We start from the raw sequence: 21,508 nt of genomic DNA, 5'->3' as shown, positions 1-21,508 counted from the left end.
TTATCCGACGGACCCTTCCATCTGCAGTTCAATCAGGCGGTTCAGCTCAAGTGCGTACTCCATGGGGAGCTCGCGGGCGATGGGCTCGATGAAGCCGCGGACGATCATCGCCATGGCTTCGTCTTCGCGCATGCCGCGGGACATCAGGTAGAAGAGCTGCTCTTCGCTGACCCGGGAAACAGTTGCCTCGTGGCCCATCACAACGTCGTCCTCGCGGATGTCGATGTACGGGTAGGTGTCCGAGCGGCTGATGGTATCAACCAGCAGGGCGTCACAGCGGACGGTGTTGGCGGAGTGCTTGGCGCCTTCGCGGACCTGAACCAGGCCGCGGTACGCTGCACGGCCGCCGCCGCGGGCCACCGACTTGGAAATGATGGAGCTCTTGGTGTTCGGCGCGATGTGCACCATCTTGGACCCGGTGTCCTGGTGCTGGCCCTCGCCGGCGAACGCGATGGACAGGGTTTCGCCCTTGGCGTGCTCCCCCACGAGGTAAACGGCCGGGTACTTCATGGTGACCTTGGAGCCGATGTTGCCATCGACCCATTCCATGGTGGCGCCCTCTTCGCAGATGGCACGCTTGGTCACCAGGTTGTACACGTTGTTGGACCAGTTCTGGATGGTGGTGTACCGGACGCGGGCGCCCTTCTTCACAATGATCTCCACCACGGCAGAGTGCAGCGAGTCCGAAGTGTAGATCGGAGCCGTGCAGCCTTCGATGTAGTGGACGTAGGAGTCCTCGTCCGCGATGATCAGGGTCCGCTCGAACTGGCCCATGTTCTCGGTGTTGATGCGGAAGTATGCCTGCAGCGGGATGTCCACGTGGACGCCCTTGGGCACGTACACGAAGGAGCCGCCGGACCAGACAGAGGTGTTCAGCGAAGCGAACTTGTTGTCGCCCACCGGGATCACCGTGCCGAAGTACTCCTGGAAGATCTCCGGGTGTTCCTTCAGGGCGGTGTCGGTGTCCAGGAAGATGACACCCTGCCGCTCCAGGTCCTCACGCAGCTGGTGGTAAACCACCTCGGACTCGTACTGGGCGGCGACACCGGAAACCAGGCGCTGCTTTTCGGCCTCGGGGATGCCCAGCTTGTCGTAGGTGTTCTTGATGTCCTCGGGCAGCTCTTCCCAGGTGGCAGCCTGCTTCTCCGTGGAGCGGACGAAGTATTTGATGTTGTCGAAGTCAATGCCGGAGAGGTCTGCACCCCACGTGGGCATGGGCTTGCGGTCGAAGTACTTCAGGCCCTTCAGGCGCAGGTCAAGCATCCACTCCGGCTCGCTCTTCTTGGCCGAAATGTCCCGGACCACTTCTTCGCTGAGCCCACGGCGTGCGTTGGCGCCGACGTCGTTCTTGTCAGCCCATCCGTACTCGTAGTTGCCGATGCCGTGAAGCTCGGGATTCTTTTCCAGAATCTCCGAGATCACAGTGTTTTCGGCTACCGCTTTCTCTGATAGTTGGTCCGTCATCACGGCCTTTCTTGCTGATGGTTGTTTACTTCATTCAGGCTGGCGGGGGCTGCCGTGGACCTCGGAGGTCCTTGGGCAGACAGCCTGCCTGTGGGTATATGGGTGGTGCACACGTGCCCGCCGCGGGCCAGTGTGGAGAGGCGGCGCACGTCCACACCCACCAGCCTCGAGAACACTTCGGTCTCCACGTCGCAAAACACAGGGAACCGGGCGGCAAGCTGTTGGATGGGGCAGTGGCCCTGGCACAGCTGCACGCTGGAGAGTGCCGCCGGGAGCGGGGGCTTGGCCTCGATGGAGGCTGCCGAGGCCACGAAGTTGTCGCGGCTCAGGGCATCCGCCAGGGCTTTGGCGCGGTCGGTGATGTCCGGGCCCGCCTTGTCGATTTCCGGGGCGTAGCGGCGCTCCATGTCGGCGAAGCGCTCGACGGCGAATGCCCGCACTGCGTCCGGCCCGGCAACTTTCTGGAGCTGCTGGAGCGCGAGTGCTGCGATGTCCAGGTAGTCGTTGCCGAGGCTCGACTGGCCCTGGGAGCTGAGCACATAGCGCCGTGCGGGACGGCCTGCCCCGGCGCCTGACTTTGCCACGCGCTTGACTTCAATAACGCCTGCACGGGATAAATGGTCCAGGTGCCGCCGCACCGCCGCCGGAGTGAATCCCAGCAGGTCGCCGAGTTCAGCGGCGCTGACGGGTCCGTGTTCCAGGACGGCCGAGAGGACCCGGTCGCGGGTGCGCTCGTCGGCGTCAGCCACCGGACCGGCGGCCAGGGGGCCGCGGTCTGCGGGAGCCTGTGAGGCCCCGTGCCCGGCAAAGGGCACAGCAGTAGCATTGCTCATGGAATACACAACACAATCATGTCGTAATTTACTCCCTCGCTCCAGTAAGGGCAGGCTGACCTGAGCAACCCGGGCCCTCGGAGTTTTTGTCCACGTATGCAGGCCTGGCCACGACGGAAGTCCGCATATCTGGACAAAAACCCGTGGAGGTTCCTCCCGCGCCGTCGAAGGACGTCGGAAAATACTACATCCCGTAGAATATTCGGGTGCGATCCCCCCAATCCCCGGTTCTGTCCATCAGCGGGCTAGTTAAGGATGTAGGCCCGCTTGCAAGCCTGGACGGAAAAATGCTCCGGGTGGTGAGCGGGGTCTCCCTTGTCGCTGAGCGCGGCCAGGTCACCGCCCTCCTGGGCGCCAATGGTGCCGGGAAAACCACCACGCTTGAATGTGCCCAAGGCCTTCAAAAAAGAAGCGGCGGCACAATCTCCCTGTTGGGCCAGGACCCCGCAACGGCAGGGGCGGAGCTGCGCTCCCGCGTAGGCGTGATGCTTCAGGACGGCGGGCTGCCGCCGTCGTCCAGGCCTGTTCCCTTGCTGCGGCACATTGCCGGACTCTATGCACGGCCCTGGCCCGTGGATGACCTGATTGAGCGCCTGGGCATCGGCGCGTTCAGCCGGACCACCGTCCGGCGGCTCTCCGGCGGGCAGAAGCAGCGCCTGGCCCTTGCCGCTGCGCTGATCGGCCGGCCGGAAGTCCTGTTCCTCGACGAGCCCAGCGCCGGCCTGGATCCGCAGTCCCGCCAGCTGGTGTTCAACCTCATTTCCGAGCTGCGCGATGCCGGGATGGGCATCATCCTCACCACGCACCTGATGGACGACGCCCAGCGGCTGGCCGACTACGTTTACATCATCGACGGCGGCCGCAACGTGGCCGAGGGCACGGTCCAGGAACTGCTCCAGCGCAGTCCTGCCGTAGAAACGGAGCACATCCGTACGCTCGAGTTCGAGGCGCATCCAGGGCTGGATTTTGCCGGGCTCCTGCCGGCCGGCATTGCCGTCTCCGAGACCCGCGCGGGCAGCTACTCCGTTACGGGCAGCCTGACTCCGGGCCACCTCGCAGCACTGGCGCGGTGGTGGGAAACGCATAACATCATGCCGGCCTCCATGACCCTGCAGGCGCGTAGCCTTGAAGACGTCTTTCTGGATATTTCGGGAAAGGACATCCGATGAACGGATCAGCATCGGGCGCTGCCGGTGCCACTCCAGGCAATGGTCCAGGCACCACCCTGGGCGGCGTTTCCGGCCGGCAGGATCCTGCTTCCCTGCTGCGCCGTGTTCTGCTGCAGGGCAAGTACGAGTCCCTGGCCATGCTCCGGAACGGCGAGCAGCTGATCCTGGCAGTAGTGCTGCCGCTCCTGGCGCTTGTCGGACTGACCGTGACGCCGTTCCTGGACGGGATGGGGGCCAGCCGCATTGACGTTGCCGTACCCGGGATCCTGGCCCTTTGCGCTATGTCCACGGCATTCACAGGCCAGGGCATCGCCACCGGCTTCGACAGGCGTTATGGCGTGCTGCGTTTCCTTTCCACTACTCCCCTGGGACGCGGGGGCCTGATCGCCGGCAAGGCGCTTTCGGTCCTGGCCGTCCTCTGCCTGCAGGTGGTTGTGGTCACTGTGGTGGCCCTGTCGTTGGGATGGCAGCCGCAGGCATTCGCCTGGATGCCCGCCCTGTTCCTCCTGGCACTGGGCGCCGCGGCGTTTACCGCACTGGGCCTGCTGGTGGCCGGGACCGTCCGGCCTGAAGCCACGCTCGCCATCACGAACCTACTCTGGATCCTGCTGGGCGCCCTGGGCGGAATCGTCCTCCCGGCGGAACGCCTGCCTGCCGGCGCCCAGGCAATGGTGGAGTTCCTGCCCTCCGGCGCACTGGGTGAATCCCTGCGGGAGGCTTTCCTTACCGGCACGCTGAATGGCGGCGCCACCCTCATCCTGCTGCTGTGGACCGTCATTGCCGGGGCAGCAGCCATCCGTTGGTTCAAGTGGAATTGAGATATCCGTGAGCACGGCCGCACGCCTCCCCCAGTTTGTTAACCGCCTGTCGTCGCGGCTGCCCCGCACCGTGGACGTCCGGGTCCGCCGCCTGGCGGTTGCCTCCCTGATCGGCCAGACCCTCCTGGTGGTCACCGGCGGTGCGGTGCGGCTGACGGCATCCGGCCTGGGCTGTCCCACCTGGCCGCGCTGCACGGACACGTCCCTGGTGAACACGCCGGAAATGGGCATCCACGGGTTCATCGAATTCGGCAACCGGCTCCTCACCTTCGCCCTTGCCGCCGTCGCAGCCCTGATGCTGGTGTACCTGTGGAATCTGCGCAAGGAGCGCCGGGACCTCTTCCTGCTGGCACTGGGGCTGCTGGCCAGCATCCCGGCCCAGGCCGTGATCGGCGGCATCACGGTGCTGACCAACCTCAACCCCTGGGTGGTGGGCCTGCACTTCCTGGTCTCCATGGCGCTGGTGGTGTTCGCCACGCTGCTGGTGAACCGTGCCTTTGGCCGGACGGGCCGGTTCCGGACCGTCGCCCACGCCGCCCTGCCGGGCATCATGCGTCCGGTGACGGCCGCCGTTGCGCTCTTCTCCGCGCTTGCCGTGATGCTCGGTGTGGTGGTGACCGGGGCTGGTCCGCACGCGGGCGACGCCGACGCTCCCCGGAACGGGCTGGACTGGGACCTGTTCTCCCACATCCACGCCGTTCCCGCCTACCTCATCACCGCTGGAACCCTGGTGGCACTCGCGCTGGTTTTCCTGCGCCGGATCAAGGGGTCCTTCCGCACCGCCGTCCTGGGTCTGCTGGGCGTGACGCTCCTTCAGGCCGTCATCGGCTTCACCCAGTACTACAACGGCATTCCCGCACTGCTGGTCGCCGCCCATATGCTGGGGGCCGCTTTGCTGATGGTGGCTGCAACCAACGCCTGGGACGTCGCCCGGTCCAGCCCCGTGGCGTAGTTCCCCCCGCTTCCCAATCTGCAATGCCAAGCCTGCTTCCTCCTGGTCAGCCTGCAGGCGTCCCTGCGGGGGCAGGCAGCCGTGGGGCGGCCTGGGCCGGGTCGAGGAACTGGATGCCGGCCGGTTCCACCAGCAACACCCGGGCCGTGGCGATGTCGTAGAACAGGCCCGTCGCCTGTACGCTGCCGCAGGCAAGTGCCGGGCCCACCACCGGATGGTTTTCCAGCTTGCCCAGCTGCACGGCCACATTAACCATCGCCAACTGGTCCTGCCGGCTGTAGCCGGCTGCAGCGGCAGCCAATGCCACCGGATGGTCCGTCAACAGCTCCCGGTAGCTTGGCCGCGCGTGGTCCAGCCAGGCGTCGAACCCGGCACCAAGGGAAGGGTTTCCCTTGCCACTGGCGTCGTCGATCAGGGCTTTCATGGCACCGCAGTTGGAGTGCCCGCAGATGACGATCGACTCCACGGCCAAGCCTTTCACGGCGAAGGACAGGGCTGAGTCGATCGAGGCATCCTGGCCGTCGTGGCACACCACGTTGCCGATATTCCGCAGGGTCAGCAGGTCACCCGGGCCGCTGCTGGTAATCAGGTTCGGGTTCACCCGCGAGTCCACGCAGGCCACGAACAGGGTGTCCGGGTTCTGGCTGTTCGCCAGGTCCTGGACCAGCGGACGGACCTGGTCCGCGAAGCGGCGGTGATACTTGTCGATGCCCAGCAGGAGCGGTTGCAGCGGACGTGAGCCTTCCCCCACGTGGTCCCCGGCTTCACCTCCCGGGTCCTGTGAACCTGCAAGGTCTTGCCAGAAGGCCCTTGGGGGCAGCGGAAGCTCCCGTGCTTCCTGGCGTTTGGGCGCCTGATCTGCCGCGTCCTGGAACAGCGTGTTTCCGTGTTCCTCAAGGGAGACTGTCCCGCCGGCCGCCTCATGCTGGTGCTGCCAGGCGAGCAGGGCCTCGCGGAATGCGTGGTCCACGTAGTCCGCATTCAACTCCACCACCACGTTCACTCCGGCCGGAACGGCATGCAGGACCCGGTTGAGTTTCGGCAGGGCAAAGAAGCTGCAGGACCCGCCGATGGTGACCCGCCAGGCGTCCGACGGCGAGGCGGGCCGATGGGATTGCACTGCCGCCCGCAGCACGCGCCACAGCACGCTGGCCGCCGCCAGAGCCAGCCCGATCATGACGCCCTCGAGGAGGTTCAGGAACACAACACAAAGGAGTGTCACCGCGTAGATCAGGAGATCCCCCGTGCGGAGGCTCGTCCTGATGTCGGCCACCTTGATCAGGCGCGCGCCGATCATCACCAGCAGGCCGGCCAGGACGGACAGCGGGATCAGCTGGATCAGTCCGGCGAACAGGGCGGAGAAAGCCAGGACCCACACGCCGTGCAGGACGGCGGACAGGCGGGTTGCCGCGCCGGCCTCCACGTTGGTGGCGCTGCGGACAATAACTCCCGTTACCGGCAGCCCGCCGAGCGACCCGGAAACAATGTTGGCCGCCCCCTGACCCACCAGCTCCCGGTTCAGGTTGGTGCGGGGGCCGCTCTGCATCTTGTCCACGGCGACGGCGGAGAGCAGTGACTCGATGCTGGCAATAAGTGCCATCGAAATAACGGCGAAGGCGACGGCACGCCAGTTGCCTTCCGGCAGCTGAGGCAACGCGACGGCGTCGAAAATCGACCCCGTGAAGGAGATCCGCTCAACTCCCGGGGCAAAGGCGACGGAGAGTGCGGTGCCGGCGGCGACGGCAGCCAGTGGCCCGGGGATCCGCCGCACCGCAGCCGGAAGGTGCTTCCAGGCAAGGAGGATCACCACGACGGTCAGCCCAAGCAGTGCGGCGTGCAGTTCGACGTTGGTGATGGCTGCAGGCAACGCCAGCAGGTTGTCGAGGGCGGAACCGGCCGGCTGGTCACCGAGCAGGACCCGGACCTGCTGCAGGATGATGGTGATGCCAATGCCGGCCAGCATCGCTTTGACCACCACGGGAGAGACGGCCAGCGCTGCCCGCCCCACCCGGCTGATACCAAGCAGCAGCTGCACGACGCCGGCAGCTGCGGTAATTGCGCACGTGACCTGCCAGCCGAACTCCTGGACGAGCCCGGCGACGACGACGGTGAGGCCCGCGGCGGGGCCGCTCACCTGAAGGGGTGACCCGCCCAGGCTGCCCGCTACGATGCCGCCCACGGCGGCGGCAATGAGGCCGGCCATGACGGGCGCGCCGGACGCTGCGGCGATGCCCAGCGAGAGCGGCAGTGCAACGAGGAACACCACCAGTGAAGCCGGGACGTCGGCCCCGGGATGGCTGAAGACGCCCGGACGCCGGCGTTTCCTGCCGTCCCTTCCGGACGGCGGCGGACCGTGGATTGCAGCTGGGACAGTAGAGGGATCAGGTGCCTGTGCCATGGATTTTCCTTCGCTCGCGGGCAGGATCCTTCCCAGAATAACCAGGCGGTCACGAGCGGTGACAGACTAAAGTGAGCAATATGACATATCTGTCATATGAGATGTCAAGTGTTCCCCCTGCCGCTTTCCACACTTACCGGACTCCTTAACGGGTCAAGCCTCCCCCGGCAGAACCGGGAGAGGCTTGATGTGCGGCAGGACGGCGTCGTTAGCCTGCCATGACCGCCGGCCCGATGAACGGATCAACCGCCAGGGCAATGAAAAGCAGGGTGAGGTAGCTGATGGAGCCGTGGAAGACCTTCATGGCCCGTTTGTCGGAGATGTCCTCGCGCTGGGCCCGGTTGTACAGGGAATGGGACTCGTAGAGGAACCAGGCGCCTGCCAGGACGGCGGTGGCGGTGTAGACCCAGCCCGCTCCGCCGGCGGGAATCATCAGCAATGAGCAGGCCACCATGGCCCACGCGTACAGGACCACCTGAACGGAGACCACTTTGGCGCCGGCGATGGCTCCGAGCATGGGGACCTTGGCGTTGCGGTAGTCCTCGCCATAGCGCATGGACAGGGGCCAGTAGTGCGGAGGCGTCCAGAGGAAAATCACCATAAAGAGAATCACGGCCGGCCATTCCACCGAGTTGGTGACAGCCGCCCAGGCAATCAGCACCGGGAAGCAGCCTGCAGCGCCGCCCCACACGATATTCTGCGCGGTACGCCGCTTAAGGATGATCGTGTAGATCACCACATAGAAGAAGATGGCCCCCAGCCCCAGCCAGGCGGACAGCGGATTGGCTCCGAACCAGAGGATGGCGATGGCGGCCGCGCCCAGGAGCCAGGAGAAGACCAGCGCTTCGCGCGGCGTTACCTCACCGGTAACCAGCGGACGGTTTTCGGTCCGGTGCATCAGCTTGTCGATGTCGCGGTCGATGTAGCAGTTGAACGCTCCGGCGCTGCCGGCGGCGAAGGCGCCGCCCACCAGCGTGGCGAGGATGAGCCCGATCGAGGGAAAGCCGCGCTCCGCATAGATCATGGTGGGAAGGGTGCTCACGAGGAGCAGCTCAATCACGCGGGGCTTGGTGAGGGCAAGATACGCCTTGGCCTTACGGGCAATCCCGGCGCTTGTTGCCCGGGATGCGTTCAGCGGCGTATCTGTTGTGCTCACGGTGGCAGTCACCCGTTCTGTTGGCAGTTCTGTCTGGCTGTCCAGCTGTGTCATGAGGCCCGCCCGTCGGGGCGCCGGCGGAACCGTAATCACCGATCCTCGCCATGGCCGGGAGTCGCGGGAGCTAAAAAGGTCCGCCACCCGGCGCCGGCCTCCAAATATCATACCGTGCCGGTCCCCTCCCAACGGCCCGTCATTTGGTGCTGGTGATCGCTCGCGCATCGATTCGAGCAGATTAACTCAACCTCACTTCAGAAGGATTCATATAAGCCGAAATTGCGTCCAAAACGTGAGATTTCGGCCGCCCGTAGAGTGGAATAGAGCTAAGCTGTCACCAGATCAGCACGCAGCAAGGAAGCAGTGGAAAACGCATTCCCGGACTGGCCAGTGGCTGAGTGAAAAGATCAACGTTTCGATGGTGAACGGCTGGTACACACCGCAGCGGGCGCCACACAGCGTGCCTCCAAACGGATCCGGTGTGCCATCTGCCATCAGCACAGAGAGGGGCCCGGTTTTCGTGCCACATTTGGAAGAGCAAGAACTGTCTTGGACCAGCCTGGACGAGCGCGCGGTGGATACCATCCGCGTGCTGGCAGCAGATGCCGTGGAGAAGGTGGGCAACGGCCACCCGGGAACGGCAATGAGCCTGGCGCCGGCCGCGTACCTCCTGTTCCAGAAGCTGATGCGGCACGACCCGCGGAATCCTGACTGGCTGGGCCGTGACCGCTTTGTCCTGTCCCCGGGCCACACCTCGCTCACCCTTTACATCCAGCTGTTCCTTTCCGGCTACGGCCTGGAGCTTAAGGACCTGGAGGCGCTGCGGACATGGGGTTCACTTACCCCGGGCCACCCCGAGTACAAGCACACTGCCGGCGTGGAAATCACCACCGGCCCGCTGGGCCAGGGCCTTGCGTCCTCCGTCGGCTTTGCCTACTCCCAGCGCCGGATGCGCGGCCTGTTCGACGCCGACGCCGCCCCGGGTACCAGCCCCTTCGACCACACCATCTGGGTCATTGCCTCCGACGGCGACCTCCAGGAAGGCGTCACGGCCGAGGCTTCCTCGCTGGCCGGCCACCAGGAACTGGGCAACCTCGTTGTTGTCTACGATGAGAACCACATCTCCATCGAGGACGACACCGACATCGCGTTCACCGAGGATGTCCTGAAGCGCTACGAAGCCTACGGCTGGCACGTCCAGCGCGTGGACTGGACCAAGACCGGCGAGTACAAGGAAGACGTCCAGGAGCTCTACTCGGCGCTCCTCGCGGCCAAGGCTGAGACCTCCAAGCCCTCCATCGTGTCGCTGCGCACCATCATCGGCTACCCAGCCCCCAAGAAGCAGAACACCGGCAAGATCCACGGTTCGGCCCTTGGTGCCGAGGAAGTCGCAGCCCTGAAGGAGGTTCTGGGCTTTGACCCGGCCAAGTCCTTCGAGGTGGACCAGGACGTCCTGGCCCACGCCCGCGCCGTCGTGGACCGCGGCGCTGCCGCCCGCAAGGAGTGGGAAGAGTCCTTCAACGCCTGGCAGGCAGCCAACCCCGAGGGCTCGGCACTGCTGCAGCGCATCGAGGCCAAGGAACTGCCCAATGATGTTGACGCAGCCCTTCCGGTCTTCCCGGCCGGCAAGGACGTCTCCACCCGTGCCGCCTCCGGCAAGGTCCTGAACGCCCTGGGCCCGGTCCTGCCGGAGCTGTGGGGCGGCTCTGCCGACCTCGCCGAGTCGAACAACACCACCATCGAGGGCTCGCCGTCGTTCGTTCCGGCGTCCAAGCAGACCGATGCCTGGAAGGGCAACCCGTACGGCCGTGTCCTGCACTTTGGTATCCGTGAGCACGCCGCAGCCTCGATCGTGAACGGCATCAGCCTGCACGGCCGGACCCGCGCGTTCTCCGGCACGTTCCTGATCTTCAGCGACTACCAGCGCCCCGCCATCCGCCTCGGCGCTCTGATGGGTGTTCCGTCCCTGTACGTCTGGACGCACGACTCCATCGGCCTTGGCGAGGACGGACCCACCCACCAGCCGGTGGAACAGCTCGCCTCGCTGCGCGCCATCGTGGGCCTGGACGTGGTCCGCCCCGGTGACGCCAACGAAGTGGCCGTGGCATGGAAGACCATGCTGGAGAACCACAGCAACCCGGCCGGCATCGTCCTGACCCGCCAGAACATCCCCACCTGGGAACGCGGCGAGGGCGAGGCCGACGGCGACACCTTCGGTTCCGTTGCCGGCGTCGCGAAGGGCGGCTACGTGCTGGCGGAAGCTTCCAAGGACGGCGTCACCGTCCCGGCCGACGTCATCCTCATCGGCACCGGCTCCGAGGTCCAGCTGGCCGTCCAGGCCCGCGAAGCCCTGCAGGCCGAAGGCATTGCCGCCCGTGTTGTCTCGATGCCCTGCGTTGAGTGGTTCAACAAGCAGGACGCCGCCTACCGCGAGTCAGTGCTCCCCGCAGCCGTCAAGGCCCGTGTGTCCGTCGAGGCAGGACTTGCCCTGGGCTGGAAGGAATTCGTCGGCGACGCCGGCCGTTCCGTCAGCCTTGAGCACTACGGCGCTTCCGCGGACTACAAGCGCCTCTTCCAGGAGTTCGGCATCACCGCAGAAGCAGTTGCTGCGGCCGCCAAGGACTCCCTCGCAGGCCTCCAGTCCTAACCAACGATTTCCAGGAGATAAAAAGACAATGACTACTCCCACCCAGCAACTCTCCGACGCCGGAGTTTCCATCTGGCTCGATGACCTCTCCCGCGGACGCCTGGAAACCGGCACGCTGGCCAAGCTCATCGAAGAGAAGAACGTGGTTGGTGTGACCACCAACCCGTCCATCTTCCACGCCGCGATCACCTCAGGCACCGACTACGATGCCACGATCGCAAAGCAGGCAGCAGCCGGCGCGTCCGTCGAGGACACCATCTTCGAAATCACCACCACCGATGTCGCCGACGCCTGCGACCTGTTCGCCCCCGTGGCGGCAGCAACCAACGGCGTGGATGGCCGCGTGTCCATTGAGGTTGACCCGCGCCTGGCCTGGGACACGGCAGGCACCATCGCTGAAGCCAAGCACCTGTATAAGAGGGTCAACAAGGACAACGTCCTGATCAAGATCCCGGCCACCCTCGAAGGCCTCGAAGCAATCACCGCCACCCTGGCCGAGGGCATCAGCGTCAACGTGACCCTGATCTTCTCCCTGGAGCGCTACCGCGCCGTCATCAACGCCTTCCAGTCCGGCCTGGAACAGGCCAAGGAAAACGGCCACGACCTGTCGAAGATCCACTCCGTGGCCTCGTTCTTCGTTTCCCGCGTGGACTCCGAGATCGACAAGCGCCTCGACGCCCTGGGCACCGACGAGGCAAAGGCCCTCAAGGGCAAGGCCGGCCTGGCCAACGCCCGCCTGGCCTACCAGGTCTACGAAGAGCTCTTCTCCACCGAACGCTGGGCCCTGCTGGCCGAAGCCGGCGCACTCCCCCAGCGCCCCCTGTGGGCTTCCACCGGCGTGAAGGATCCGGCCTACCCGGACACCCTCTACGTCACCGAGCTCGTCGCTCCGGGCGTGGTGAACACCATGCCGGAGAAGACCCTGGACGCCACCTTCGACCACGGCGTCATCACCGGGGACACCGTCACCGGTACCTACACCGAAGCCAACAACACCCTCGACGCGCTCGAAAAGCTCGGCATCTCCTACAACGACGTCGTCGCAATCCTGGAATCCGAAGGCCTGGACAAGTTCGTGGCCAGCTGGAAGGAACTGCTCGGCGACGTTGAGGGCGCCCTCGCCTCAGCACGGAAGGCTTCCTAACCGACAATGAGCACACTCAGCTACGAAGCCACAGGTGCCGCACAGCAGGCACTGGAACAGCACCTCCCCGCCCTGGTGGAGGACCGCATCGCCACCCGGATCTTCGCGAAGGACCACACCCTGTGGGGTCCCGACGCCGAAGCAGAGTCTGCCGTCCGCCTCGGCTGGGTTGAGGCGGCCACCGTCTCCCAGCCGCTGGTGGCGGAGATCCTGGAACTCCGCGACGCCCTCCGCGCCGAAGGGGTTACCCGCATCGCGCTCTGCGGCATGGGCGGGTCCTCGCTGGCTCCGGAAGTCATTGCGGGCACCGCCGGCGTCGAGCTGACTGTGCTGGACAGCACGGACCCGGACCAGGTCCGTGCTGCCCTGGTGGACCGGCTGGCGGAGACCGCGATCGTGGTCTCCTCCAAGTCCGGATCCACCGTAGAGACGGATTCGCAGCGAAGGGTTTTCGAGAAGGCGTTCAACGACGCCGGCATCGACGCGAACAGCCGCATCATCATCGTGACGGATCCGGGCTCCCCGCTGGACAAGGCCTCCCGTGAGGCCGGCTACCGGGCCGTCTTCAACGCGGACCCCAATGTCGGCGGCCGTTTCTCCGCGCTCACCGCGTTCGGCCTGGTGCCCTCGGGCCTGGCCGGCGTAGACATCCAGGCCTTCCTGGATGAGGCCGAGGAAGCAGCCGAGGTCCTGAACGACGACGCACCCGAGAACATCGGCCTTGCGCTCGGAACCGCGCTGGGCGGAACCAGCCCGCTGCGCAACAAGATCGTCATCGCCGAGGACGGTTCGGGCATTGTGGGCTTCGCCGATTGGGCCGAGCAGCTCATCGCCGAATCAACGGGCAAGCTGGGAACTGGCGTCCTGCCGGTCGTGGCCGGGCCATCCTCGCCCGAGGTAACCTCCGGGGCAGAGGACGTGCTGGTGGTCCGGCTGGTAGCCCCGGATGCCGACGTCGAACTTGGTGAAAACCAGGTTGCCATCGCCGGTGGGCTGGCCACCCAGATGATGGTCTGGGAGTTCGCCACGGCCGTTGCCGGGCGACTGCTGGGGATCAACCCGTTCGATCAGCCCGACGTTGAGGCAGCGAAGGTGGCGGCACGGGGCCTGCTGGACGCCCAGCCGGAACCTACCCCCGCAGCTTTCGTCGACGGTGCTATCGAGGTCCGCGGCGGCGACTGGCTCGGCAGTGCCTCAACGGCCGAGGAAGCAGTCCGCGCATTGCTGGAAACCCTCCAGCCGGACAGCTACTTGAGCGTCCAGGCCTACTTCGACCGGCTGGCGTTCGCGCAGCTCGAGGGCATCCGCGACGAGCTTGCCGCAGTCTCGGGCCGCCCGGTCACGTTTGGCTGGGGGCCGCGGTTCCTGCACTCCACCGGGCAGTTCCACAAGGGCGGCCCCGCCATCGGTGTGTTCCTCCAGGTCACAGCTGCTTCGGCCGAAGACCTTTCCATCCCGGACCGTCCCTTCACGTTCGGGGAACTGATCGCCGCGCAGGCCGCCGGTGACGCCCAGGTCCTGAGCGAGCACGGCCGTCCCGTGCTTCGCCTGCACCTGACCGACCGGGCTGCCGGTGTGGCACAGTTGCAGGACATCATTGCTGCGCTGTCCGCCAGGTCAGCCTCCGTTACTGAAAGCTAAGGCACAGAAGCAACATGCCAGAAACTGAATACGGCAGGACGTCCGGGGCGCGCCCCGGAAAGCCGCCGCGGAATCCGTTGCGGGATCCGCGTGACCGCCGCCTGAACCGGATCGCCGGTCCGTCGTCGCTGGTGCTCTTCGGAGTCACCGGTGACCTTGCCCGCAAGAAGCTCATGCCAGCCGTGTATGACCTGGCCAACCGCGGGCTGCTGCCGCCCAGCTTTGCGCTGGTCGGTTTCGCCCGGCGTGAGTGGGACAAGGAGGACTTCGCCGCTGAGGTGAAGGCCTCCGTGCAGGCCTACGCGCGTACGCCTTTTGATGAGGCGGTGTGGAACCAGCTGTCCGAAGGCATCCGTTTTGTCCAGGGTGAGTTCGACGACGACGGCGCGTTCGAGCGGCTGGGCGAGACCATCAAGGAACTCGACGACGTCCGCGGCACCCGGGGGAACCATGCGTTCTACCTTTCGATCCCGCCGAAGGCGTTCGAGCAGGTCTGCCGCCAGCTGTCCAAGCACGGCCTGGCCCAGGCTGAGGGTGACAAGTGGCGCCGCGTGGTGATCGAAAAGCCGTTCGGGCATGACCTTGAGTCGGCCCGGAAGCTGAACGACATTGTGGAGTCGGTATTCCCGGCGGACGCAGTGTTCCGGATCGACCATTACCTGGGCAAGGAGACGGTCCAGAACATCCTGGCGCTGCGGTTCGCGAACCAGTTGTTCGAGCCGTTGTGGAACGCGAACTATGTGGACCATGTCCAGATCACCATGGCAGAGGACATCGGCACCGGTGGCCGGGCAGGGTATTACGACGGCGTGGGCGCGGCCCGCGACGTCATCCAGAACCACCTGCTTCAGCTGCTGGCGCTGACCGCGATGGAGGAACCCATTTCCTTCAACGCCGATGACCTGCGGGCGGAGAAGGAAAAGGTCCTCGCCGCCGTCAAGCTCCCCGATGACCTGTCCACGCATTCGGCGCGCGGCCAGTTCACCGGCGGCTGGCAGGGCGGCGAACAGGTCCAGGGCTACCTGGAGGAAGAAGGCATCCCGGCCGATTCCACCACCGAGACGTTCGCCGCGATCCGGGTGGACATCCACACCCGCCGCTGGTCCGGCGTGCCGTTCTACCTGCGCGCCGGCAAGCGCCTGGGCCGGCGCGTGACCGAGATCGCGGTGGTGTTCAAGCGTGCACCCAACCTGCTGTTCCGTGACCACGGTGAGGATGACTTCGGCCAGAACGCCGTCGTGATCCGGGTCCAGCCTGACGAGGGCGTAACCATCCGGTTCGGATCGAAGGTCCCCGGCACGCAGATGGAAGTGCGGGACGTGACCATGGACTTCGGCTACGGGCACTCCTTCACCGAGTCCTCCCCGGAGGCGTACGAGCGGCTGATCCTGGACGTCCTCCTGGGCGAGCCGCCGCTGTTCCCGCGGCATGAGGAAGTGGAGCTGTCCTGGAAGATCCTTGACCCGTTCGAGGACTACTGGGCCACCCTGGACGAACAGCCCGAGCCCTACGCCCCGGGCTCGTGGGGCCCGGCCAGCGCTGATGAGCTGCTGGCCCGAGACGGACGAACCTGGAGAAGGCCATGATTGTAGACCTGCCGGACACCACCACCTCGAACGTTTCCAAAAAGCTGATGGCCCTGCGCGAGCAGGGCGGCGTGATCGCCCTGGGCCGCGTGCTCACCCTCGTGGTGGTCACCAAGTCCGGGCTCGAGGAAGAAGCGATCGAGGCAGCCAACGAGGCCAGCCGGGAACACCCCTGCCGGATCATTGTCCTGGCCGACGCCGGGGCTGACGCCGCCGACAAGCTGGACGCCCAAATCCGCGTGGGCGGTGACGCGGGGGCCTCCGAGGTCATCGTGCTGCGCGGCTACGGCCAGCTTGCCCACGAAAGCGAATCCCTCGTGGCCGCGCTGCTGCTCCCGGACGCCCCGATTGTCGCCTGGTGGCCGCACGGCGCCCCGGAAAGTGCCTGCGAAACCTCCATCGGCCGCATCGCCCACCGCAGGATCACCGACTCCGCCAACGAACCGGACCCGCAGGCGGCGCTGGAGAACATCCACGCCACCTACCGGGCCGGGGACACGGACCTCGCCTGGACCCGCCTGACCAACTGGCGGATCCAGCTGGCCGCAGTCCTGGACCAGGTGGACTCCTCACCGGTGACCGCCGTCGCGGTTGAAGGTGCCTCGGACTCCCCGAGCACCATCCTCCTCGCGGCCTGGCTCACCCTCACCCTGGACGCACCGGTCACCATCGTGGCGGACCCGGCCGGGACCGGCATCCGGCGCGTCCGCCTCACCCGACCCGGCGGCGACGTGCAGCTCTTCCGTCCGGGACTGTCCGTGGCCGAACTGACCCAGCCGGGCCAGCCTGCCCAGCGGATCTCGCTTCCACGCCGCAGCCTGCGCGACTGCCTTGCAGAGGAGCTGCGCCGCCTGGACCCGGACGAAGTGTTCGGCGAAGTGATTACTATGGGACTGCCACGTACCAATCTAAGGAGCGTCCGACCCAGTGAGCGTTGAGCCAAGAGTAAGCATTCATCCTGATTCGTCCGTGCTTATGGCGGCCATTGCGGCGCGCCTGATCACCAAGCTTGTTGATGTCCAGGACAAGTACGGTGAAGCTACCGTGGTCCTGACCGGCGGCACGGTGGGTATCGGCACGCTCAAGGCTGTTGCTGACTCTCCGGCGGCGCCCGCGGTTGACTGGTCCAAGGTCAACTTCTGGTGGGGAGATGAACGGTTTGTCTCCTCGGACGATCCCGACCGGAACACAAAGCAGGCGTTCGAGGCCTTGCTCTCGCACATTCCGGTGGATCCGGACCGGATCCATGAACCGGGATCATCGGACCAGTTCGGTACTCCCGAAGAGGCTGCAGAGGACTACGCCCGCCAACTGCGGGATGCTGCCGCTTCAGAGCACGCCGCGGACATGTCCGATGACCGGCCTGAGCAGCCGGCTGCACTCCCCCGCCTGGACGTTGTCCTGCTGGGGGTAGGACCCGATGCGCATGTGGCGTCGCTATTCCCTGAGCAGGCTGGAATCCGGGAAAAGGAGCTTACAGTGGTGGGCGTGCGGAATTCGCCCAAGCCGCCTCCGCTGCGCGTATCCCTGACGCTGCCCGCCATCAACACGGCGTCTGAGGTGTGGATGGTTGTTGCGGGCGAGGATAAGGCCGGTGCGGTGGGGCTGGCACTTGCCGGTGCCAACCCTGTACAGGTGCCTGCCGCGGGTCCGCGCGGAACGTCGCGGACCCTCTGGCTCATCGATGAGAACGCGGCGTCACGCGTCCCCCAGCAGCTCGTCCGGAAGGACGCTGCGGGCGCGTAGTTTTTCCAGCGCTCCAGCCAGGAGGTCTTCGGCGTCCTGGCTGGAGCGCCGTTCTTTAACGTATTCCAGGTGGCTTTTGTAGCCATCGTCCAAGCCGTCCGCCTCGGCCGCCGCGATGCCATCCCTCGCGGCCATGGCCCCGCATCGCCGGCAGTCCCACACGGCAGGAAGCTGGTCGTCAGGAAGTTTGAGGAGGACCAGCCGGGTTTCGTGTCCCTTCGGGCACCAGTACGAGATCCGGATGCGCGGGAGGAATTTCCCGTGGTCCTCGGCGGCCTGGAGGCTTGGTCCTGATCCTGCCGTGACACCCGCGCGGGTGCCCCGGAAACCTGACGTTGGATGTACCATCGGGGCTCCTGCCTCTTAAACAGAACTGTGGCTGCCGGAAACCGACAGCCACAGTTTAGTTCGCAGATCTGCGCCGCGGCAGTGCCCGCGCCGATCCTCTTGGCAGTGCTTTAGGAGTCGCCGCTCCCGGTGAACCGCATAATCAGCCCCAGGGCGATGATCACAACACCCCAGGTGACACCGAGGATGACGGTGAACCGGTTGAGGTTGCGCTCGGCAACGCCGGAGGAGCTGAGCCCGGAACTCATGCCGCCACCGAACATGTCGGACAGTCCGCCGCCCCGTCCCTTGTGGAGGAGGATGAGCAACGTCAGCAGGAGGCTGGTGATGCCCAGGAGGATCTGCAGAATGACATGAAGAACGTCCACGACGGCCTTTCAGAAAGTTGGAATTGCGGGAGTATGCGCGGCGGGACGGACTAGTCCGTCACCAAGTGACTCTCGAACCTGACAATATTAGCAAACTCGGCCGGATCGAGGCTTGCGCCACCCACCAACAGGCCGTCCACGTCGCGTTCTTTCAGGATCGCGGCGGCATTGTTGGCCTTGACGGAACCGCCGTACAGCAGACGGGTCTTCGACGCTACGTCGGCTCCGAACAGGGACTCGAGCTCGGCGCGGATTGCGGCGCACATTTCCTGCGCGTCACCGGGCCCTGCTACTTCGCCGGTGCCAATGGCCCAGACGGGCTCGTAGGCCACCACAAGCTCGCTGGCCTGCTCCGGGGTAAGACCTGCAACACCAGCGCGGAGCTGGGCCAGGGTGTGGTCCACGTGAGTGCCGGCCTGGCGGATTTCCAGCCCTTCGCCGACGCAGAGCACGGGAACCAGGCCGTGCTTGAAGGCGGCCTTCACCTTGGCGTTGAGGACGTCGTCGGACTCGTTGTGGATGGTCCGGCGTTCGCTGTGGCCCACCAGGACGTACTTGCAGCCCAGCTTATTCAGGAACTGGCCCGAGATGTCGCCAGTGTAGGCGCCGGAGTCGAACTGCGAGAGGTCCTGGCCGCCATAGGCAACGTCGAGGTCATCGCCCTGGACCAGGGTCTGCACACCGCGGAGGTCGGTGAACGGCGGGAAGACGGCAACTTCGACCCGGTTGTAGTCGTGCTTGGCGTCGGAGAGGGTCCACGCGAGTTTCTGCAGGAGGGTGATGCCCTGCACGTGGTCCATGTTCATTTTCCAGTTGCCCGCGATGAAGGGCTTGCGGTCGAAGGCGCCGTTCGTTGACGTTGTCACGTATTCTCCAAAAAGTCTTTGATAAGTGTTCGGCCGGCAGGCTGCCGCGGGGGCAACCTGCCGGCCGGAGGATGGAAGAGCCAGGTACTGCTTCCGGAGATGTTGCTACCGGTCCAGGACGCTGAGTCCCGGGAGTTCCTTGCCTTCGAGGTATTCCAGGCTGGCGCCGCCACCGGTGGAAATGTGGCCGAACTGGTCGTCAGCGAAACCGAGAGTGCGGACGGCGGCTGCTGAGTCCCCGCCTCCCACAACGGTGAACGCCCCGGTTTCGGTCAGGGATTGCGCGATGGCGCGGGTGCCGGCGGCGAACGCTTCGAATTCGAAGACGCCCATGGGGCCGTTCCAGAAGACAGTCTTGGCACCCTTGATCCTGTCCGCAAAGGCAGCGGCGGAATCCGGACCGATGTCAAGGCCGATGCCCTGGGCACCGAAGCGGCTGTTCTCGATGGCGTCGGCCGGAACGGTCTCGTGGGCTGCGTCGGCAGCGAACTTCTCCGCCACCACAACATCTGTGGGCACCACGAATTCGGTGCCGGCGTCTGCTGCCCGCTTCAGGTAGTCCTGGACCACGGGAATCTGGTCCTCCTCCAGCAGGCTGGAGGCCACCTTGTGTCCGGATGCGGCGAGGAACGTGAACAGCATCCCGCCGCCCACCAGGATGGTGTCCGCCTTGCCCAGCAGGTTGTCGATGACTGCGAGCTTGTCCGAGACCTTGGAGCCGCCGAGAACCACCACGTAGGGGCGCTGCGTGTCTGCCGTCAGCTTGCGGAGCACTTCCACCTCAGTGTGCACGAGGTCGCCCAGGTAGGACGGGAGCCGGGTGGCGACGTCGTAGACGCTGGCGTGCTTGCGGTGCACGGCACCGAAGGCGTCATCGACGTACGCGCCATTGCTGCCCGTCAGGGCCACCAGCTCGTCAGCGAAGGCGCCGCGCTCGGCGTCGTCCTTGCTGGTTTCGCGGGCATCGAAACGGACGTTCTCCAGGACCAGCACTTCGCCGTCCTGCAGGGAGGTTGCAGCTTCCTTGGCGGAGTTGCCTACCGTGTCCCCGGCGAGGGAGACCTTGAAGCCTGCCAGTTCGGCCAGGCGGTCGACGGCGGGGCGAAGGGAGTACTTTTCCTCCGGGGCGCCCTTGGGGCGTCCGAGGTGGGCTGTTACCAGCACGCGGGCACCGGCGTCCGTGAGCTTTCCCAGCACTGGCAATGAGGCTTTGATGCGGCCGTCGTCAGTCACTGTAGAGCCGTCGAGCGGCACATTCAGGTCACTTCGAACCAGAATGTACCGCCCGCGGACACCTTCAGCGATCAGTTCGTTGAGGGTGTGAGATGTCATGTGTCTAACCCTAGCCCAGCTTGGCTGCCACAAGCTCCGTGAGGTCAACGAGGCGGTTGGAGTAGCCCCATTCGTTGTCGTACCAGGAAACAACCTTGACCTGGTTGCCGATCACCTTGGTGAGGCCGGAGTCAAAGATCGAGGATGCGGGATCGCCAACGATGTCGGAGGAGACAATCGGCTCGTCCGTGTAGGTCAGGAAGCCCTGCAGGTCCTCGGACTCGGCTGCCCGCTTGAGGGCGGCGTTGACTTCCTCCACGGTGGTCTCACGGGAGACGGTGACGGTGAGGTCGGTGGCGGAACCGGTGGGGACGGGGACGCGGATGGCGTAGCCGTCCAGCTTGCCCTTGAGCTCCGGCAGGACCAGGCCGATTGCCTTGGCTGCACCGGTGGAGGTGGGCACCATGTTGACGGCTGCGGCACGGGCGCGGCGCAGGTCCTTGTGCGGGCCGTCCTGCAGGTTCTGGTCCGCGGTGTAGGCGTGGACGGTGGTCATGAGGCCGCGCTCGATGCCGAACTCGTCATTGACCACCTTGGCCAGCGGGCCGAGGCAGTTGGTGGTGCAGGACGCGTTGGAGATGATGTGGTGCGTGGCGTTGTCGTACAGCTTGTGATTCACGCCCATCACGATGGTGATGTCCTCATCCGAGGCCGGTGCGGAAATCAGGACCTTCTTGGCGCCGGCGTCGATGTGCTTCTGCGCATCGGCGGCCTTGGTAAAGAAGCCGGTGGACTCGATGACGATGTCCACGCCCAGCTCGCCCCAGGGGAGATTGGCGGGGTCGCGCTCTGCCAGGACCTTGACGACGTTGCCGTTGACGACGATGTTGCCGTCCTTGACCTCGATGGTTTCCTTCAGGCGGCCGCCGACGGAGTCGTACTTGAACAGGTGGGCCAGGGCCTCCGGGCTGGTGAGGTCGTTGACTGCAACGATCTCCAGGTCCGCGCCCTGTGCCAGTGCTGCGCGGAAGTAGTTGCGGCCAATACGGCCAAAGCCGTTGATACCAATACGGGTCGTCACTTTTTCAGTCTCCTTGGTGCTT

18 protein-coding genes are annotated in these 21,508 nt (G+C 65.6%); 9 read left to right on the top strand and 9 right to left on the bottom strand.

The annotated features are described in order from the left end of the window. Both sufB and G6R19_RS06730 read right to left on the bottom strand, forming a co-directional pair. Complete coding sequence (gene sufB, locus G6R19_RS06735; protein WP_163163558.1) at positions 1-1,464, bottom strand: Fe-S cluster assembly protein SufB; 1,464 nt, start codon at positions 1,462-1,464, stop codon at positions 1-3. Continuing rightward, complete coding sequence (locus tag G6R19_RS06730) at positions 1,464-2,297, bottom strand: helix-turn-helix domain-containing protein (RefSeq protein WP_163163556.1); 834 nt, start codon at positions 2,295-2,297, stop codon at positions 1,464-1,466. Before G6R19_RS06730 ends, sufB begins: the two co-directional genes overlap by 1 nt. Before the next feature lie 206 nt (positions 2,298-2,503). Between G6R19_RS06730 and G6R19_RS06725 the strand changes: the two genes are divergently transcribed. Genes G6R19_RS06725 through G6R19_RS06715 form a run of 3 tightly spaced genes read left to right on the top strand, consistent with a single transcriptional unit; the run spans position 2,504 to position 5,236 of the window. Beyond that, on the top strand, positions 2,504-3,466 hold the full coding sequence (locus tag G6R19_RS06725) for an ABC transporter ATP-binding protein (RefSeq protein ID WP_163163554.1): 963 nt from the start codon (positions 2,504-2,506) through the stop codon (positions 3,464-3,466). Then, positions 3,463-4,284, top strand: a complete 822-nt coding sequence (locus tag G6R19_RS06720) for an ABC transporter permease (RefSeq protein WP_163163552.1) — start codon at positions 3,463-3,465, stop codon at positions 4,282-4,284. The genes G6R19_RS06725 and G6R19_RS06720 overlap by 4 nt, the downstream gene beginning before the upstream one ends. A gap of 7 nt (positions 4,285-4,291) precedes the next feature. After that, the gene (locus tag G6R19_RS06715; RefSeq protein WP_163163550.1) at positions 4,292-5,236 is read left to right on the top strand and encodes a COX15/CtaA family protein; all 945 of its coding nucleotides are present in this window, start codon (positions 4,292-4,294) and stop codon (positions 5,234-5,236) included. A 46-nt stretch (positions 5,237-5,282) separates the two neighbouring features. Here G6R19_RS06715 and G6R19_RS06710 read toward each other — a convergent pair whose 3' ends face one another. Both G6R19_RS06710 and G6R19_RS06705 read right to left on the bottom strand, forming a co-directional pair. After that, positions 5,283-7,634 (bottom strand): bifunctional SulP family inorganic anion transporter/carbonic anhydrase, encoded by a 2,352-nt coding sequence (locus tag G6R19_RS06710; protein WP_163163548.1) that lies wholly within the window; start codon positions 7,632-7,634, stop codon positions 5,283-5,285. A gap of 208 nt (positions 7,635-7,842) precedes the next feature. Next, positions 7,843-8,802, bottom strand: coding sequence for a heme o synthase (locus G6R19_RS06705; RefSeq protein ID WP_163164135.1), 960 nt, complete (start codon positions 8,800-8,802; stop codon positions 7,843-7,845). A gap of 514 nt (positions 8,803-9,316) precedes the next feature. On the opposite strand from G6R19_RS06705, the gene tkt reads away from it, so the two are divergent. From tkt to pgl, 6 genes are read left to right on the top strand one after another with little or no spacing between them, the layout of a single operon-like run. Further along, entirely contained in the window at positions 9,317-11,434 is a 2,118-nt protein-coding gene (gene tkt / locus G6R19_RS06700; protein WP_163164134.1) for a transketolase, read from the top strand. Between the two features lie 28 nt (positions 11,435-11,462). Beyond that, the gene (gene tal / locus G6R19_RS06695) at positions 11,463-12,578 is read left to right on the top strand and encodes a transaldolase (protein WP_163163546.1); all 1,116 of its coding nucleotides are present in this window, start codon (positions 11,463-11,465) and stop codon (positions 12,576-12,578) included. A 6-nt stretch (positions 12,579-12,584) separates the two neighbouring features. Further along, positions 12,585-14,219 carry a glucose-6-phosphate isomerase gene (locus G6R19_RS06690; RefSeq protein ID WP_163163544.1) on the top strand — a complete coding sequence of 545 codons (1,635 nt, stop codon included), beginning with the start codon at positions 12,585-12,587 and terminating at the stop codon, positions 14,217-14,219. A 14-nt stretch (positions 14,220-14,233) separates the two neighbouring features. Then, the gene (zwf, locus tag G6R19_RS06685) at positions 14,234-15,805 is read left to right on the top strand and encodes a glucose-6-phosphate dehydrogenase (protein ID WP_205484281.1); all 1,572 of its coding nucleotides are present in this window, start codon (positions 14,234-14,236) and stop codon (positions 15,803-15,805) included. Beyond that, positions 15,802-16,743: a glucose-6-phosphate dehydrogenase assembly protein OpcA gene (locus tag G6R19_RS06680; RefSeq protein ID WP_163163542.1), complete on the top strand. Its 942-nt coding sequence runs from the start codon at positions 15,802-15,804 to the stop codon at positions 16,741-16,743. Before zwf ends, G6R19_RS06680 begins: the two co-directional genes overlap by 4 nt. Then, positions 16,733-17,551 (top strand): 6-phosphogluconolactonase, encoded by an 819-nt coding sequence (pgl, locus tag G6R19_RS06675; protein WP_163163540.1) that lies wholly within the window; start codon positions 16,733-16,735, stop codon positions 17,549-17,551. Before G6R19_RS06680 ends, pgl begins: the two co-directional genes overlap by 11 nt. Here pgl and G6R19_RS06670 read toward each other — a convergent pair. From G6R19_RS06670 to gap, 5 genes are all read right to left on the bottom strand, one after another. Further along, positions 17,504-17,899, bottom strand: a complete 396-nt coding sequence (locus G6R19_RS06670; protein WP_163163538.1) for an RNA polymerase-binding protein RbpA — start codon at positions 17,897-17,899, stop codon at positions 17,504-17,506. The two genes, pgl and G6R19_RS06670, sit on opposite strands and share 48 nt — an antisense overlap. A gap of 110 nt (positions 17,900-18,009) precedes the next feature. After that, a complete protein-coding gene (secG, locus tag G6R19_RS06665; RefSeq protein WP_104045521.1) occupies positions 18,010-18,267 on the bottom strand; it encodes a preprotein translocase subunit SecG in 258 nt (85 codons plus the stop codon). Positions 18,268-18,317: 50 nt separating this feature from the next. Beyond that, on the bottom strand, positions 18,318-19,133 hold the full coding sequence (gene tpiA, locus G6R19_RS06660) for a triose-phosphate isomerase (protein WP_163163536.1): 816 nt from the start codon (positions 19,131-19,133) through the stop codon (positions 18,318-18,320). A 105-nt stretch (positions 19,134-19,238) separates the two neighbouring features. After that, positions 19,239-20,465 (bottom strand): phosphoglycerate kinase, encoded by a 1,227-nt coding sequence (locus G6R19_RS06655; RefSeq protein WP_163163534.1) that lies wholly within the window; start codon positions 20,463-20,465, stop codon positions 19,239-19,241. A gap of 10 nt (positions 20,466-20,475) precedes the next feature. After that, the gene (gene gap / locus G6R19_RS06650) at positions 20,476-21,486 is read right to left on the bottom strand and encodes a type I glyceraldehyde-3-phosphate dehydrogenase (RefSeq protein WP_163163533.1); all 1,011 of its coding nucleotides are present in this window, start codon (positions 21,484-21,486) and stop codon (positions 20,476-20,478) included. Between the last annotated feature and the right edge of the window lie 22 nt (positions 21,487-21,508).

It is taken from the genome of Arthrobacter sp. Alg241-R88, assembly GCF_900537115.1.
Lineage (GTDB): Bacteria > Actinomycetota > Actinomycetes > Actinomycetales > Micrococcaceae > Arthrobacter.
This window is presented reverse-complemented; position numbering and strand designations above follow the sequence as displayed.

Bases quoted from the DNA above. Each gene is read 5' to 3' on its own strand.
- sufB (WP_163163558.1), bottom strand. From the start codon at position 1,464: ATGACGGACCAACTATCAGAGAAAGCGGTAGCCGAAAACACTGTGATC.
- G6R19_RS06730 (WP_163163556.1), bottom strand. From the start codon at position 2,297: ATGAGCAATGCTACTGCTGTGCCCTTTGCCGGGCACGGGGCCTCACAG.
- G6R19_RS06720 (WP_163163552.1), top strand. From the start codon at position 3,463: ATGAACGGATCAGCATCGGGCGCTGCCGGTGCCACTCCAGGCAATGGT.
- G6R19_RS06710 (WP_163163548.1), bottom strand. From the start codon at position 7,634: ATGGCACAGGCACCTGATCCCTCTACTGTCCCAGCTGCAATCCACGGT.
- tal (WP_163163546.1), top strand. From the start codon at position 11,463: ATGACTACTCCCACCCAGCAACTCTCCGACGCCGGAGTTTCCATCTGG.
- G6R19_RS06690 (WP_163163544.1), top strand. From the start codon at position 12,585: ATGAGCACACTCAGCTACGAAGCCACAGGTGCCGCACAGCAGGCACTG.
- zwf (WP_205484281.1), top strand. From the start codon at position 14,234: ATGCCAGAAACTGAATACGGCAGGACGTCCGGGGCGCGCCCCGGAAAG.
- G6R19_RS06680 (WP_163163542.1), top strand. From the start codon at position 15,802: ATGATTGTAGACCTGCCGGACACCACCACCTCGAACGTTTCCAAAAAG.
- G6R19_RS06670 (WP_163163538.1), bottom strand. From the start codon at position 17,899: ATGGTACATCCAACGTCAGGTTTCCGGGGCACCCGCGCGGGTGTCACG.
- G6R19_RS06655 (WP_163163534.1), bottom strand. From the start codon at position 20,465: ATGACATCTCACACCCTCAACGAACTGATCGCTGAAGGTGTCCGCGGG.